This is a genomic window from Prevotella histicola, assembly GCF_055385135.1.
This window is the reverse complement of the sequence record NZ_AP043793.1, coordinates 1,676,044-1,692,852: the sequence shown is the minus strand read 5'-3', so window position 1 is coordinate 1,692,852 and position 16,809 is coordinate 1,676,044. Positions and strand designations below refer to the sequence as shown.

The window sequence follows — 16,809 nt, the reverse complement described above, 5'->3', positions numbered from 1 at the left end:
TTACAAGCGGCTTGTAAAAAGATTACAGACGCCTTGTAATTTTCTGTAACGGCGCACCTGGAGATGTCTGCGTCGCTCTTCTAACAGTAAGCTAAACGTTAATTGCCAAGCATAGATAAACCTTAAACGAATGAATTGCGTATGGGGAGTTCAGCCTTAAGCCATACATATAAAAAGATTTATCGGACACCAATACATCAAAATATAACTGAAAGTAATTGGCAACATGGTTGGGAACAACTTCATTCACCAACTAAAGACATACAAAACATCACAAAAAAAGCGGCTAATAGCAGGTTTCGATACTGCTATTAGCCGCTTGGCTATTTCTTTAAATCGTAGTGTTTATGCTTTCACTATCAGACAAACGGCATACGCTGCCATACCTTCTTCACGCCCAACGAAGCCCATTCGCTCGGAAGTAGTAGCCTTGATGGACACTGCATCCTCATCACAGCCAATGATTTCTGCCAGACATTTGCACATAGCAGGGATGTGCGGATTAATCTTCGGACGCTCTGCACAGACTGTTGCATCGATGTTTCCAACACGATAACCCTTGGTTGCAAGGAGCTCTATGGTCTTGCGAAGGATTACTTTTGAATCCATATCCAATGTATCGGCAGAGGTATCAGGGAAATGATAACCAATGTCACGCATATTGGCAGCACCAAGTAACGCATCACAAATGGCATGAATGAGAACATCAGCATCACTATGTCCGAGTAAGCCAAGACTATGTTCTATCTTAATACCACCTAAGTAAAGGTCGCGCCCCTCTACAAGTTTATGGACATCGTACCCCATTCCGACACGGAAAGATGGGATTATTGGATTTTGAGAAGTAGACATAATACTAATTGGAAACCTCCGCAAACTCCTCCAAAGGGGAGGATGTCTTTGCTGACATATAAGCAGGAGATTATAAATAAGTTAAAGTTTAAATCGCCCCAAACGAGTATTCTTACCTCCGTTTAAACAGGTCTTTGATTCCATCCATATCAAACGACAAGGAGAAACGCAGTGTCTGGTCAAGTGGATTGCTCTTGGCTGTTGCCACAACGTAACCAGCATCCAACGAGAACACACTCATCTTGAAGCCTGCACCAAAGGTAAAATACTTTCGATTACCCTTGTTTTCACTCTCATTATGGTAACCTGCACGGAGAGAGAACTTATCATTGTAAGTGTATTCTGCACCAACACTCCACTGAATCTCCTGCATTTCCTCAGAGAAACCATTAGGTGCATCACCGAAACTCTTGAAGATTCCAGAGATAGAAGACACATCATAATAGTCCTTCTGCAGGCGGTTGTCATAGTCAACTTCCGACTCATCAGCCCTACGTTTTGGGTAAGTTGGCACGAGAAGCTTATTGGCATCTGCTGCAATAGTAAACTTATTGAACTCGTCAATAGGAATCATGAGGGATGCACCAAGGCGCAAATTGGTTGGAATAAACTCTGAACGGTTATCTCCACCAAAGGTAATCTTAGACCCAATGTTGGAGATGTTCATACCCAAACCTAACTGACACTCACGCTGACCAATGTTTATATAATTCTGATAATAGCATGAGAGGTCGGCAGCAAAGGCTGAACCAGGAGATGTATCATCCGTGAAATTGTAAGTAAGGTCTGAATAAATCCAGCGTACAGCAGCTCCCAAAGAGAAGTGTTCACTCAACATCAGTGAGTAAGCAACATCAAATGACATCTCATAAGGATTGATAGTCAATGCTGAACCATCATTAGACTGCACCTCACCTAATGAGAAATAACGCATTGAAGCAGACACTGCACTGTAGTCACCAATACGATAATAACCTGCAAGGTAGGCAAGGTCAATGTCACTTACCAACTGTCGGAGCCATGGAGTATAGTTCAGAGACACACCAGCACGTGAGATATTAAAAGGATACTTTGCAGGATTCCAGTATTGTGAGTTCACATCTGGATCAGTAGCAGCACCAACATCACCCATACCTGCAGACCTTGCATCAGGCGCAATGGTCTGTGATGTAACCGAAGTGTTGACTGGATTGAACATGTTTCGCTTATCTTGGGCTGTCACAGTAGTAGAGACAAGCACCGCTAATGCCAAAATAGTTAATCTAAATGATTGATTCATTCTCTTTATTTGGGGTTTCTTATTCATAAAAAAAAATCCATGATACAGCCCTAATCATTAGCTGTACCATGGATAGAAACGTCACTTTGTACTTATTTATTGTCTATGACTATGAGTTTCTTCGCCTTAGTTACCTTCGTAGCTCCATTACATGTCAGGCGCACACGGTAAAGATAGACACCCGTATGTAGCCTTCCTCCGTTATTAATAGTCAGATCCCAATTCATTGCGAAGGCATTACCAGAGGAAACTCCAGACTCTTCATGATGCCACAAAAGCCTTCCGCTCATATCAAAGACCTCAAGAGTAATATCGACATTGGAGCCTATGAAGTCGTGAGTTACGATGAATGTTGTCTGCGTTCGAGCTGGATTCTCTGTCGCTTCCACACTGGCATTGTCAGGAGCAAGCCCCTTCACGACATTGAAATGCAGCGTAACGGTTGACGGATTGTTCAGAATATCCCACGCACGGAACTGTAATGTGTGGGCACCTTCGGTCAATTCGGGTAGACTATAGCCTGTTGAACCAGAAGTATAGCTACCAAAATCATAGCGAAAGTTATCATTGAGATTGAAAGTCTGCGTTGCTTTGCCATCAACAACAAGCTGCATGTCATGTCCAATGCCATTCCCTGATGCGTTAAGTCCGTCCTTATCGGTTATCTGAGCAAAGAAATAGGGTGTTGAATTCACCTTTCCACCATCAACAAAGGATGGGTTATTGAGGTAAGCATGAATAGATGGACCTATAGAATCATTATAAACGATTTCTGAACCATGGATATGAAAGCCTTCTTCTACCCCATTTGCCATAAGCGTATGGTCTGAACTGATTGCTGAAAGATTGATAAGTCCACTCCCATCAGCATAGTTTAGATCACGAGGTACGGCAAAAGTGAAACTAAACGCACCATTACGCACACTGTCAGTACCGTTATAAAGAATCTTCTGACGGTCATAATACTGGAAAGCAGAGTCTGATGTCTCTTCTTGTTTCTTACATGTTATCAGCTCTCGGGTATCTCTTACGACAGAAGTAAGCAAGCCATTAAAGCCCGTTTGCTTCTCTCCACCTTTATATATATGTCCTTTTACTGTCACAACTGAACCACCTTTGAGGACAACTGAGCCTAGAGCATCAGGCACTTTACCATTAATGCTCTCTACTTTCACCTGCAGGCGTGGAAGATTCAACGACAGTGCAGGGTCACCAAGAAGGGAATATTGCAGTTTGTTTGGCGTCAAGTCACTACTAGAATTTATCAATTCACATTTTGCCAGACGCTGTGCTTCACCCAAAGTCGTTGGCTTTCCATCCGTAAAACTCAACACATGTTTCAGGAAAGCGGTGTTAATAGCTTTGTTATAGTAAGCATAAACGGTACGTGTTGTACCCCAGAAAGCAACAGAACCACCTTTCTTATTCAACATTGCAGCCTCACCGATTGTGGGAATAGTACCATCAAAAGGCATAATATCGCAACTGGCAGTAATCCAAAGAGGAAGATTTGCATTTGAGAAATTAGCAAAGTCACTCAGCTTAAGTACTGCTTCATGGGATATCTGATCTTCTTTTCCATGACCAGCATAGTCCATAATCAATGCACCCTGTGCTTGTTGCTGTTTTATAATAGAGCTAACTTCAGGATAGGTATTACCTGTTGCAGATGAAATACGCGTATATGAGTCCCACATTACCTTCCGAACGTAATAGTCAGGATAAGCTGCCATGATGGCTTCTGCGGTCTTATTGACGTCATTCATGTGAAGATTGTTGTTGCCATCATCGCCCATGAACATGATAATGTTCTCCCAACTGCCACCATTCTTGTTCTGTGTATAGTTGATTGTCTTGTCAACCAGGATCTGAGCATCCGTAGCTGTCGTAACAGGAAACCTTCCTACGCCTAGATCTTCCTTATCACCACTGAGCAAATTGTCACCTTCGCCATCATCCATAAGCGTAAACCAACCGTCATTAACATAACAATCAGTCTCGCTAAAGGAGTTTTCACTCTCGTAAGCCAGCAGATAATCATCAGGATTAAGGCTTCGACAATCAGCTGTCAGCATACGATTATCCCATACACAGTCGCCAAAGAGGAGTAAAGACTGTGGCATTTCCTTATCATCTGTTGCCCGATCATACAACATTTTCAGATATCTGCGATAAGCCATGGCGTCAGGTGTACCGCTGGAGAACTCATTATAAAGCTCATCAGCAGGGACAACACGAACAGTAATGTTATCATGTGTGCGGTGAAAGTCGGCTAATCGTTCTGCCTGTGCCAGTAGTTTCTGACTTGTAGGAATAATTATCACCATGTTAACAGGTGTATCTGCATGATGATCTTGGTTCGTTATGTTGTACACATACTCGGGAACTGGGAATGAAGACTTCAATGAAGGAGCAGGTGCAGGCTTATCATATGCCATCGAAATATAGTCAAGTCGCACTGGACCACCTGACACTGTAGTCAGTCGGATACTATCAGTATTCTGTAGATTATCAAGCTCATAGCTTCTTATTACTTCATAACCTTTATCATAAGAATCGCCTGGAGACACATGAATCTGAGAAAGTTGTCTTCCATTCAGCTCAACCTTAACATCTGATGCATAAGTACCTGTTGTTACGCCAACGGTTAGTATTCCCTTTGACGCCTTCCCTTTATTTACTAAAGAATATACTTTCGGTACATTCAACTTTAATGGTGTACTCTCAAAAAGGTCACGCCCACCATGATACCAACTGTAATCATCCACTTCATGCAGCGCATGATAATCAGAAGGAGAGGGATAAAAACTATTGATAAAAGCTGTACTATCAGCTATGGTTGCTGGTGTTCCAGAATCATCTTCAGTCAGAAAATAACAGCCAAAGTCTGAGTAAGGATTGCGAATTCTTCTTTTCGCCGTTGCAGATGCCCAACTAACAGGACCTTCCGCATAGAAAAGTCGTCTGCCATTAGACACATAAGTAGGGACTTCCTTCAGATCATCATGGGAACGAAGGTAGGCATCATCCAACACTTCATTTTGGAGATTGCCACCATAACCATAGATCTTTACCTTGTCAGGATTAGAGAAACCAGCACGACGTATCAGTTCATTCGTCAGTTGATACACACCTGTTGAAGAGACTTTTATCTTTGCCCACTTGCCATTTGCAAGGACTGAATGTGCTGCATAGCGACTGGCTGCGTCTGAAGATGCGCTTCCTACCCGTGTAGACATCGTACGTACGGATTTCTTCTTAGCAAGTGCTGACTTCGGACGAGAGGTAAGTGCTATCATGAAACTAACAAGAAACTGCTTCTTCCCATTACGTTCAACGATAGGCGTAAGGGAGAATTCCAGAACTCCACGCTTACGATCAACTGTCATTCGTTGGTGAATAGCAGGAAGAACAGAAGGAACTTCACTTGTAAGTGCATTATAACGTGCTATGTCCTCTTTGCTCATATCTATGAACTCTGGATAACGAATCGACAGTTCATAGGTAGAGTCAGCATAGTGTTCTCCTACAGGAATAGCATATCTAAAGCTTGGTAAAGAAGTCCCAATAGTAACATCATTAACCGTAAGATTAAAGAATCTCTGCTGCTGGGCAACCACTTTCAGACAACCCACCAGTAACAAGAAGCAGAGTATTGTTGATAGTCTCTTCATTTATTTACAATTAAATTCAAGGACTTTTCGGTCCTCAAGACAGCCTTCTAAATGGTCATTGATAGACACTGGACCACAAACTGCAGGACAACCCGTATAAATAATATCTCCAGTCTTAAGGGTAAAGAAGCGACTTATATAGCTGATTATTCTGTCAACAGTAAATAACATGTCGCTCGTACAGCCCTCCTGAACGGTCTTCCCGTTAATATCAAGATGGAAACGGAGGCGTTGAACATCAAGAAACTTATCCTTTTGCACCCATTCTCCCAAAGCTGCAGAACCATCAAAACCCTTACACAAGTCCCAAGGTAAACCCTTCTCTCTCAGTTTCTGCTGAAGTTCACGTGCGGTAAAGTCTATTCCAACAGTCACTGCATCATAGTAACGATGGGCAAACCGCTCAGAAATCGTCTTACCCAACCGACAGATACGCACTACAACTTCAGCCTCACACTCTATTTTCCCCATGTCATCAGGGATAAAGAACGGTTTATGGTCTTTCAAAAGAGCCGAGTCTGCTTTCGTAAAGACAACAGGCTCTTCTGATACTGATAACGTTTCATGCAGCGATTTATTGTACTCTGCATAGTTCATACCGATAGCAAAGATCTTCATAAGTTCTGCTTAAATAATGTATTTATTACATGAGTTTGGAATGAAATATTCCCTCCCTCTATAAAATTTTTTCCTATTTGTTTTTTAATAGGTCATCTTTTGCCTTCTAAAAGATGACCTTTTGCACTGTAAAAAGTGCCCTTTTGCAGTGTAAAAGACGCCCTTTTACATGGTAAAACATGCCCTTTTACAAGCCTGTTTATAACCATCTGAAATTAAGAACATTACAAAGGGTGAAAAAGATGACAATTGTCTATTTCACTTTTTATCACAGCTTCCAAACTGTAAGCATCTTTTACTACTGGTAATATTCACCCTTCTGCCTTATCACTTCACCTCTTACACATAATCAACCTGCATGCATTGGGCACAAGTTTAGCATCTCCCTCGATTCTATCAGCACAATCAGAATAAAGACTCTTTATATTTACACTCTATTAAGTAGCATAAACCAAGAACTATCTCTTCCTGCTTCATACCTCGTTCTACAAGCAGAACTTAGTCAACAGAGCTGCTCAAAAAGCACAATCATGCAAATAAAAACAATAAAAAAAGAGAGTTACAGGAGCCTTATGGGGCTTTCCTGCAACTCCCTCTATTATATATCCTCTTTAAAAAGAGATACTAATATTAGTCTGCTGAAAGTGTGAAACGCTTGTAAGCAACAACCTTAAGATCCTTGCTCTGAGCCTTCAACCACTCACCAACGCTCTGCTTGTCACCATCACCGAACTGGAATTCCTGGTCAACAAGGCAGTTCTCCTTGAAGAACTTATTCAAACGACCTTTTGCAATGTTCTGAATCATGTTCTCATTGAGGTTAGCAGCCTTCTCAGCAGATACAGTCTTACGAATCTCAATAGCCTTATCAGCCTCCTCACGAGTCAACCAACCCTTGTTGATATTAGACTCAATGTGATCATCACTGTCAACGAGGTTAGCATTGATACCAGCCTTCTTGATAGCTGCAACAACTGCCTTCTCAACCTGCTCTTCCTTTGTTTTCTCAACAGCAACCTTGAATTCCTCATCCTTAACAGACTGTGGAACAGATGCTTCATCAAGAGCTACAGGCTTCATAGCAGCAACCTGCATAGCTACCTTGTGTCCTGCATCCTCATTATTCTCGTTGAGCTGAACCATAGTAGCAAGAGTGTGCTTGTTCATATGGTCGTAAACAGAGATGTTAGCACCCTCTAAGAAGTTGTAACCATCAAGTTCCATCTTCTCACCTGTTACACCAGAACGCTGCTGAACAGCAGTTGCAGCATCCTCACCATTAGCAAGCTTTAAAGCCTTAACCTCATCAAGGCTCTTGCATTTATTAGCAACAGCGGCATCAAGAATCTCCTGAACCAATGCAACAAAGTCCTTACCATTAGCAACGAAGTCTGTCTCACACTTGATAGCTACCATAGCTGCGAAGTCGCCAACCTGCTTAACAAGAACGCAACCATTAGATGTTTCGCGGTCAGAACGCTTTGCAGCAATAGCCAAACCACGCTCACGGAGCAATTCTTTTGCCTTGTCGAAATCGCCATCAGCTTCTGTAAGAGCCTTCTTTACATCAGCAAGACCTGCGCCAGTCATAGCGCGGAGCTTCTTAATATCTTCAATAGATACAGCCATTTTTTGTTTTCCTTTCTAATATTATTAAATATTGTGGGCGTTGATGAGGGATGATGAACCTTACATGTAGCAACAAGAAAGGTCATTAGCACTCACCAGCGCCCACTATGTTTCTTAATTATTATTCAGCAGCTGGTGCTTCATTCTCAGCTGGAGCCTCAGCAGCTGGAGCCTCAGCAGTTGCTTCTGCCTTACGAGCAGCACGCTTTGGCTTAGCCTCAGCAGCCTCTTCAGCCTGCTCAGCAGCAGCCTTCTCATCAGCCTTCTCAGCCTTACGCTCCTCAAGACCCTCTGCAATAGCATCGCAGCAAGCAGAAAGAATTGCCTCTACAGAATCCTTTGCATCATCATTTGCAGGGATAACGTAGTCAATATTCTTAGGATCAGAGTTGGTATCAACAATACCAAATACTGGAATACCAAGACGATTAGCCTCTTTAACAGCGATATGCTCCTTCATTACATCAATAACGAAGAGTGCAGATGGCAGACGAGTTAAGTCTGTGATAGAACCAAGGTTCTTCTCAAGCTTAGCACGCTGACGAGAAATCTGCAGCAACTCACGCTTAGAGAGGTTTGAGAATGTTCCGTCATTCATCAACTTATCGATGTTCGTCATTTTCTTAACAGCCTTACGAATAGTAGGGAAGTTGGTCAACATACCACCTGCCCAACGCTCATTTACGTATGGCATGTTCACTGCTGCAGCCTTTTCTGCTACAACATCCTTAGCTTGTTTTTTAGTAGCGACGAACAAAATCTTCTTTCCACTCCTAGCTATTCCCTTAAGAGCTTCTGCAGCTTCGTCAATCTTAGCTACGGTTTTATGAAGATCAATGATGTGGATACCATTACGCTCCATAAAGATATAAGGAGCCATTGCTGGGTTCCATTTGCGACGGAGGTGGCCAAAGTGACATCCTGCCTCCAATAATTGGTCAAAATTTGTTCTTGACATTTTGTTTGATTTTACTTGTTTACTTTCTTTTTTAATTCTTTCTTGGCGAATGAGCTTCGCCAGGCTTTGTTAGAATCAACCAACGAGTAGTCCCCCGATAAGAAATCTCGCCAGTTTAGATACTAAACTTTATTCCTTCTAACCTTTGAGGTTTGACTTTTGAACTATTACCTTCGTGATTTTAGAAGTTACTTCCCGAAGTAAGAATCTCCAAACAGCACATACAATAACGTTCGATGGTCCAAATTCGGAAATCAGCATTCAATGTTCAAATCTAATACCCAAAGCCCAGCAAAGGAAATATTAACGCTTACTGAACTGGAAGTGAGCACGAGCTTTTGGCTGACCTGGCTTCTTACGTTCAACAGCACGGCTGTCACGAGTCAGGAATCCATGATCCTTCAAGTTCTTCTTATCTTCAGCGTTTACCTTAACCAATGCACGTGCAATAGCAAGACGCAGTGCCTGGCTCTGACCAGTAAAGCCACCACCATCAAGGTTGGCCTTAATGTCATACTGACCTTCAACACCGAGCAACTGCAGTGGCTGCTTAACCACGTACTGCAGGATAGCTGATGGGAAGAATTCAGTTAAATCTTTCTTATTGATTGTGATCTTACCGGTACCTTCTGAGAGGTAAACACGCGCTACAGCGCTTTTACGGCGACCAATTGCATTTATTACTTCCATCTTTCTCCTTATTATTTATACTGGTTAATATCAATTGCCTTTGGCTTCTGTGCCTCGAGACCGTTGAGTTCTGTACCATCGATAACATAAAGGTTATCCAACAGATGACGACCCAGAGGACCTTTGGGTAACATACCCTTAACAGCGTGACGGATCATCTTGTCAATACCATTCTTGCGAGTACGCAACTGAGCTGGAGTATTGAAACGCTGACCGCCTGGGTAACCAGTATAACGGGTGTAAACCTTATCTGTCTCTTTCTTACCAGAGAACACAACCTTAGCTGCATTGATAATGATTACATTGTCCCCACAATCTACATGAGGAGTGAAAGTTGGCTTGTACTTTCCGCGAAGCAGCTTAGCTACCTTAGAGCAAAGGCGACCTACAATCTGATCGCTGGCATCAATAACGACCCACTCCTTCTTAGCTGTTTCCTTATTAACGGAAATAGTCTTGTAACTTAAAGTGTCCATTCTAAAAAATTAATAATTTTACTACTAAAAAACGTTTTCTATTTTACGACCATGTGTTTACCTAACCATGCCGCCCGGCCAAAGACAACACTATTAACATGAATCGTATGGGGCTCTAAGATTACCCCTATAATAATCGGACTGCAAAGATAGTCATTTCCAACCTTATATATAAGAATGGCAATCATCGTTATAAATAATTTATATATATTTAACAATATCAGCCTAAATACAGAAGATTAGACATTGCTGTACACTAAACTTTTTCTAAAGAAATGGCTTAAGACTGAACTTATCATATATTATTCAATTGCTTGAGTCTTATCTTTATTTAGCTATCAACGCTTAACTTACTACTAGAAGAGCGATGCAAACATCCCATAGTGCGCCATTACAGAAAATTACAAGGCGTCTGTAATCTTTTTACAAGCCGCTTGTAATACTTCTACAAGGCGTCTGTAATACTTCTACAAGGCCTTTGTAGTTTTCTGTAATACCCTATAAGCACACGCGAAAGCAATAGTACAGGCATGAAAAAGCACATCATTTGACGACACAGGAAGAATGAACTTACGGGTAATTATGTAAAGTTCCCATCCCCAAAAGCAGACATAGACGAATTAAAACGATGAAGAAGTTTAGCAGATAACCATAAAACAAAAGGCGACGAAAAGCAGAAACAAGACAAGAAATAGTATAAAACAAAGGACAGAATACACCCACCGACAGTCTCTTTTCATCCCTTTACGAAAACTAACCTTTATTATAGGAATACAAAGGTAAAGTTATTAAAAACTTAAAAAGAAGACGTTGAAGCCAAAAAAGATAAAAAAAATAAAGGCTTATAGAACTTTTAATTACTTTTGCAAATGCAAGTTCATGATGCAGTATACAAAGTTAAAAGCCAAAAACGACAATAAATTTATTCAATAAATATTCCAAATGAAAACAAAATCTATTTTATTAGGTATGGCACTTGCCATTATGCCAGCATTCAGCATGGCCGACAATAATGTGAAAATGGTTGTTGGAACTTACACAGATGCAGGAAGCGAAGGACTTTATTCCTTTGACTTTGACCAGGTAACTGGTACGGCTACAGAGCTCAGTTCTTTAAAGATTGATGATCCTTCTTACTTTACTTTCAGCAAAAACGGACGTTATATCTACGCTGTTAGTGAGAAGAATAATTCTTTAGCTGTACTGAATAGCATTGGCTTTGACCCGACAAAGGGTACCTTTTCATTCATGAACTCACAACTGACACATGGTGCTGACCCTTGCTATGTTGCAACAAACGGCAAGATTGCAGTGACTGCCAACTATTCAGGTGGTAGCTTATCAGTATTCCCAATACTGTCAAATGGAACGTTAGACAAGTCTTTGGTACTAATGAGCAGTAAGAAAATGGGGCCCAACCGTACACGTCAGAACCAGCCACACTTCCATTGTACAATCTTCACTCCTGACAATTACATTCTTACAACAGACTTCAGCGGTGACAGAATACTCAGTTTCACTTACAATGCAAAGGAGAAAAAACTCGAAGATCGTGGTATTGCTGCACACGTCAGACCAGGTTCTGGCCCTCGTCACTTAGTCTTTGAGCCTAACGGAAGATATGCTTACCTCATGAATGAACTATCCGGAAAGGTTATTGCATACCAATATAAAGACGGAAAGCTCAAGGAAATACAGACTGTAGTTGCTGATGATGCACATGCACAAGGTGGTGCTGACATCCGTATAAGCCCTGATGGCAACTTCCTCTATGCTAGTACACGCCTTAAAGGTGATGGTATTACAATCTTTAAGTTAGGTGGTGACGGTTCTCTGAGACGTGTTGGCGTACAGAAGACTGGCAGACATCCACGCAACTTCGCTATTACTCCTAATGGGAAATACCTACTCGTTGCTTGCCGTGATGACAACACTATACAGGTTTATAGCCGTGACAAATCAACTGGTATGCTTACAAACACTCATCAAGACATTGACCTGAGCCATCCAGCATGTATAAGATTCTACCCTGAGAAGTAACTATCTTCGTTACACCTTATTTATATATAGTCTCCACTTATCACATATGACACTGTCATAACAGATAAGTGGAGACTTTGTTTATATGTATGAACATTTGCATATCCAAAAGAAACAGACTATCTTTGCCCCCATAAAACAAGGTAATAGCCCTCCTAAGTAGTAAGCAAAGATGAAAAAATATATTTTTATCATACTCTCTACACTCCTTATCACAGCTTGTAATACAAACAATAACAGGCAGTATGTCATTGGAGTATCACAGTGTTCCGAGGACATCTGGCGTGATAAGCTCAATAATGAGCTTGTCATGAGTACCTACCAACATGATAATGCTACTCTAAAGTTTGCCTCTGCAAACGACAATGATAAACTACAGACAGAGCAAATCAATCAATTTATCAAGGAAGGGGTAGACCTTCTCATCGTTTCACCAAACCAAATACATACCATTTCATCGGTTATTGACAAAGCATACGACAAAGGAATCCCTGTCATTCTCTTCGACCGTAAGACTGATTCCAAGAAGTATACTGCTTTCATTGGTGCCGATAACTATGAGGCTGGACACGAGATGGGACACTTCATTGCCCAACAATTAAAAGGGAAAGGGCGTATTGCAGAGATCAGTGGACTGAAAGGATCGTCGCCAGCCATAGAACGTAATCGCGGATTCATGGATGCTCTGAAGGCATTTCCTGGTATAAAAGTCGTTTCCAGACGATATGCTGACTGGCTAAAACAAAAGGGTGAAGATGAAATGGACAGTATTATAGCACGGGATATGCCCATCAACTATGTCTTTGCACAGAATGACCGAATGGCAATAGGAGCCTTGCAGGCAACAGAAAAACACAAAATTAAAGGAATAAAGATCGTTGGTATTGATGCACTTCCCGTCCCTGGAGGTGGCATGGAGAATGTGCGCGATGGCAGACTGGAAGCCTCTTACATCTATCCTACCCGTGGAGACCTTGTCATGCAGCTTGCTCTTAACATCTTAGAGAAGAGACCTTACAAGCGAGACAACTATCTTAAAGGAGCACTTGTGACCCGTGACAATGCCAATGTGCTACTGATCCAAAATGAAGAGATGAACAAACAGACGGCACGTCTCACCAATCTTCATGGCAAAGTGGACACTTATCTGGCACAATATAACCACCAGAAAGTATACATCTTCCTCTTTAGCGTCATCACGTTGCTCCTTATCGGCATCATGGTTTACGTCTATCGGACTATCGTCATACGAAGAAGGATAGAGGAAGAGGCTACTAATGCAAAACTACAGTTCTTTACTAACATCAGTCATGAACTACGTACGCCACTCACACTGATAGCTGATCCTGTAGAATACATTATCAACGACAAGAATCTTAACCCACAACAACGCAACATGCTACAGATTGTTGAACGCAATGTTGCCGTGTTATCACAACTTGTCAGTGAGATCTTGGATTTCAGAAAGGTACAAAATGGAAAGATGAAACTGCATCTTTCCGACTTCAACCTCACTGATGACATGGGACGTTGGCTCAATCTCTTTGTCACTTCGGCACAAAAGAAACGCATAACACTACAATTGGAAGTCGCATCACCTATCTTTATTCGGGCAGATCGGGAGAAAATAGAGCGCATTTGTTACAATCTTCTTAGCAACGCCATGAAGTATACACCCCAAGGAGGTAGGATAATCTTTGGCGCAACAGCTGATAATGACCTTGTACACATCAGCGTTTCGGACAATGGAATGGGCATTGAGGCTGGAGATATACCCTATATCTTCGATCATTTCTACCAAGCCAGAAATTCAGGGAGCGGAACTGGCATCGGACTTGCACTCGTAAAAGCCTTTACGGAGCTACATCACGGACAGGCAAACGTAACAAGTGAGAAGGGAAAAGGGAGTGTTTTCAGTATCACTCTTCCTCTCAAACAGAAAGGAGAAGTAAGCCAACAGGAGGCTCAAACCACTCCTCCACTCATTGATACCAACGAAAACTGCGGTGAGCCCAACACGGTACGCCACCTGAATGATATCATCCAGCCTACGGATAGTAACAACCCTGAAGTGCTAATCATTGATGACAACAATGACATAAGGACCTATCTCCGTTCTGCTTTGTCTGATCTTTACAAGGTAAGTGAAGCTGCTGACGGTAAAACTGGGTTAGAAATTGCGCGCAGAATAGTTCCTGATATTATCATCTCAGACATTATGATGCCCATCATGGATGGTTTGGAGTTCTGTAATCAACTGAAGAATGACAAGGCTATAAGTCACATTCCTGTCATATTACTTACTGCCCGTAGCCTTGATGAACAACGAGCTGAAGGATATGAGCATGGCGCTGACGCTTATATAGCTAAGCCTTTCTCACTTCACTTACTACTGTCTCGCATAGAAAACCTCATCCAAAGTCGTCGACAATTAAGTGAATTCTTCTCTGGGAACAATGAAAATGAAGATATTAGCAAGCTGTCAACAGAGACTGACAAGAACTTCATCACACAACTTCGTAGGATTATACAAGTGAATCTCGCTGATAGCGACCTCAGTGTAGAGAAGATTGGCGATGAAATCGGGCTTTCTCGCGTACAACTTTATCGTAAAGTGAAAGCCCTCACAGGCTACTCTCCTGTAGAAATGCTACGCAAAGCACGCCTCGCACGTGCCCGTCAACTCTTGCAGACAACTGACAAAAACGTCTCCGAAGTGGCTTATGCCGTAGGCTTTTCTACCCCAAGTTATTTCTCCAAATGCTACAAAGAAGAATTCGGAGAGAGCCCTAAGAAATAGACAAGAGGAGGTTCCGCTGCAACAGGAACAGCAAACAGAGACGTTAAGAAAGTTCTTTACTAAATTACTTCGTCTAAAAATTTATTCCAGGGAAAAACCTTTTATTTTGCTCTTCATAATATTATGACTGTCAAGACATTACAAAGTGGCTTGTAAAAGACGCCCTTTTGCATTGTAAAAGGGCGTCTTTTACACATCAAAAGGGCATCTTTTAAACAGCAAAAGGTGCCCTTTTACAATGCAAAAGGGCACCTTTCATTTTTCAATAGTGAAGTTATTTTACATTCCGAGCTCAACACTTGAGATCAGAATGGTACGGATTGCTACAATAACTTCTCAATTTCTTCACTTAAATTCTTAATCTGAGATGGATTCTTCACAACGTTATTACCACGGTCTATGAGGTAAATGATAGGAAGAGTCTGGGCTGGAGCCGTGTAAGCTTGGCTAATACCAGAATCGTCATATACGTTTATCCAAGGAAGATTGGCAACTTGCTCTTTCCAGAAATGCTCGTTATCATCCAAAGAAACCATGTAAATCTCCAGTCCGCGGTCATGATATTTGTTATATAAATCACGCATCTGCATGATATATTCTGTTGATCCATCTGCAGAGAACACATGGAAATCAAGTAGGACAACCTTTCCTTTCAGGTCTGTTAGATGACGAACATTGCCGTGATTATCACGTAATGGCAGGTCGACAACACCCAATTCCTGTGCTTTTAGCTCCACGGACTTGTTCTGTGCTTTGACAATACGCTCGTCTTTCATACCCTTTATTGTGATATTATGCAGGTTCTGTGTTCGCTCTGAGCCTGGATAATAAGTGTCCCAACTTGTTGCAACAGCACCAAACACCTTGTTATCACTAGCATCTCTCGTTGGATCGAAAATCAATCTTGCCTGGTTTCCAACAACAATATACTGGAACAAGGCAAAATAACTGTATGCACGCATAGGTTCTTTGAAGATATAATTCAAAGAGACATCACGTTTATAATCATTTACAAGGACGTTCACCATAGAGTCAGCAATATCGGGGCGCTCGTTATAAAGGTCTTGACAACGTGTCTGTAGATTGATCTGTTTGAGTGCTAACTCTTTGATTTTCTCATTTTCGTAAGAACCTTTTACGGTATAATCGGTTGACATCTGTGGGTAAGTAGCCTTTACATCAACCGTCTCAGTAGAATCAATAGCAACATTAATAATCTGTCCTGCTATGCGCAGACGATAGAACTCAGGGTTGTTCATCTTATCTCCTGAGAAAGAAAAATTGCCCTTTTCATCGAGTTTTAACGAATCAATAGTCGAAAATCCATCCAGTCCGTTATGCTCAAAGTAAAGAGTTGAATCCTTAGCATTAGCTATAGAACCAGCCACATGGAACTTTTCGCCCGTACAACTTGCCAAGACAACCAGTCCAACAACAGCCAATCCTTTTGTCAATATGCTTCCAATATTATGCTTCATTGCTTAATAGATATTACGTTTTTAATTGTTATGTTTTGTGCAAAGGTAATGTTATTTGATAAAACAGCAAAGCAAAAGAGTATCAAATATTGTCAATAGCGTTTCTCACAACACGCTACTATAACTGCTATTTTGTTACGTTCCGACCTATCAAAGAGCATCTTTTGCATGCTTTTCATGCACACTTATAACAATTAAAAGCATAGGGTTAGGAAAAGAGGCAACGCACTTGAATGACTCAAAATATATTCTTATTTATTTGTATGTTACATATATAATAGGTAAATTTGCACGGATTAATTTTATGGGATGCGT

Annotated in this window: 11 protein-coding genes; 2 read left to right on the top strand and 9 right to left on the bottom strand. The window is 41.4% G+C overall.

The window, feature by feature from the left end:
• Positions 1–345: 345 nt before the first annotated feature.
• The 8 genes from ispF to rplM form a co-directional block, all read right to left on the bottom strand.
• Entirely contained in the window at positions 346–852 is a 507-nt protein-coding gene (gene ispF, locus ACZ48L_RS06785; protein ID WP_025791478.1) for a 2-C-methyl-D-erythritol 2,4-cyclodiphosphate synthase, read from the bottom strand.
• A gap of 112 nt (positions 853–964) precedes the next feature.
• Complete coding sequence (porV, locus tag ACZ48L_RS06780; RefSeq protein ID WP_025791479.1) at positions 965–2,131, bottom strand: type IX secretion system outer membrane channel protein PorV; 1,167 nt, start codon at positions 2,129–2,131, stop codon at positions 965–967.
• A 92-nt stretch (positions 2,132–2,223) separates the two neighbouring features.
• Complete coding sequence (gene porU / locus ACZ48L_RS06775) at positions 2,224–5,805, bottom strand: type IX secretion system sortase PorU (protein WP_025791481.1); 3,582 nt, start codon at positions 5,803–5,805, stop codon at positions 2,224–2,226.
• The gene (locus ACZ48L_RS06770) at positions 5,806–6,423 is read right to left on the bottom strand and encodes a fumarylacetoacetate hydrolase family protein (protein ID WP_025791482.1); all 618 of its coding nucleotides are present in this window, start codon (positions 6,421–6,423) and stop codon (positions 5,806–5,808) included.
• 630 nt (positions 6,424–7,053) lie between these two features.
• A complete protein-coding gene (gene tsf / locus ACZ48L_RS06765) occupies positions 7,054–8,052 on the bottom strand; it encodes a translation elongation factor Ts (protein WP_008823561.1) in 999 nt (332 codons plus the stop codon).
• Between the two features lie 121 nt (positions 8,053–8,173).
• Positions 8,174–9,010, bottom strand: a complete 837-nt coding sequence (rpsB, locus tag ACZ48L_RS06760; protein WP_025791483.1) for a 30S ribosomal protein S2 — start codon at positions 9,008–9,010, stop codon at positions 8,174–8,176.
• A 303-nt stretch (positions 9,011–9,313) separates the two neighbouring features.
• Complete coding sequence (gene rpsI, locus ACZ48L_RS06755) at positions 9,314–9,700, bottom strand: 30S ribosomal protein S9 (RefSeq protein WP_008823559.1); 387 nt, start codon at positions 9,698–9,700, stop codon at positions 9,314–9,316.
• Positions 9,701–9,711: 11 nt separating this feature from the next.
• Positions 9,712–10,176 (bottom strand): 50S ribosomal protein L13, encoded by a 465-nt coding sequence (gene rplM / locus ACZ48L_RS06750; protein WP_008823558.1) that lies wholly within the window; start codon positions 10,174–10,176, stop codon positions 9,712–9,714.
• A gap of 942 nt (positions 10,177–11,118) precedes the next feature.
• Between rplM and ACZ48L_RS06745 the strand changes: the two genes are divergently transcribed.
• Complete coding sequence (locus tag ACZ48L_RS06745; RefSeq protein ID WP_219444392.1) at positions 11,119–12,216, top strand: lactonase family protein; 1,098 nt, start codon at positions 11,119–11,121, stop codon at positions 12,214–12,216.
• A gap of 172 nt (positions 12,217–12,388) precedes the next feature.
• Complete coding sequence (locus tag ACZ48L_RS06740) at positions 12,389–15,016, top strand: hybrid sensor histidine kinase/response regulator transcription factor (RefSeq protein WP_025791486.1); 2,628 nt, start codon at positions 12,389–12,391, stop codon at positions 15,014–15,016.
• A gap of 323 nt (positions 15,017–15,339) precedes the next feature.
• Here ACZ48L_RS06740 and ACZ48L_RS06735 read toward each other — a convergent pair whose 3' ends face one another.
• Positions 15,340–16,494, bottom strand: coding sequence for a TlpA disulfide reductase family protein (locus ACZ48L_RS06735; RefSeq protein ID WP_025791487.1), 1,155 nt, complete (start codon positions 16,492–16,494; stop codon positions 15,340–15,342).
• Positions 16,495–16,809 lie beyond the last annotated feature (315 nt).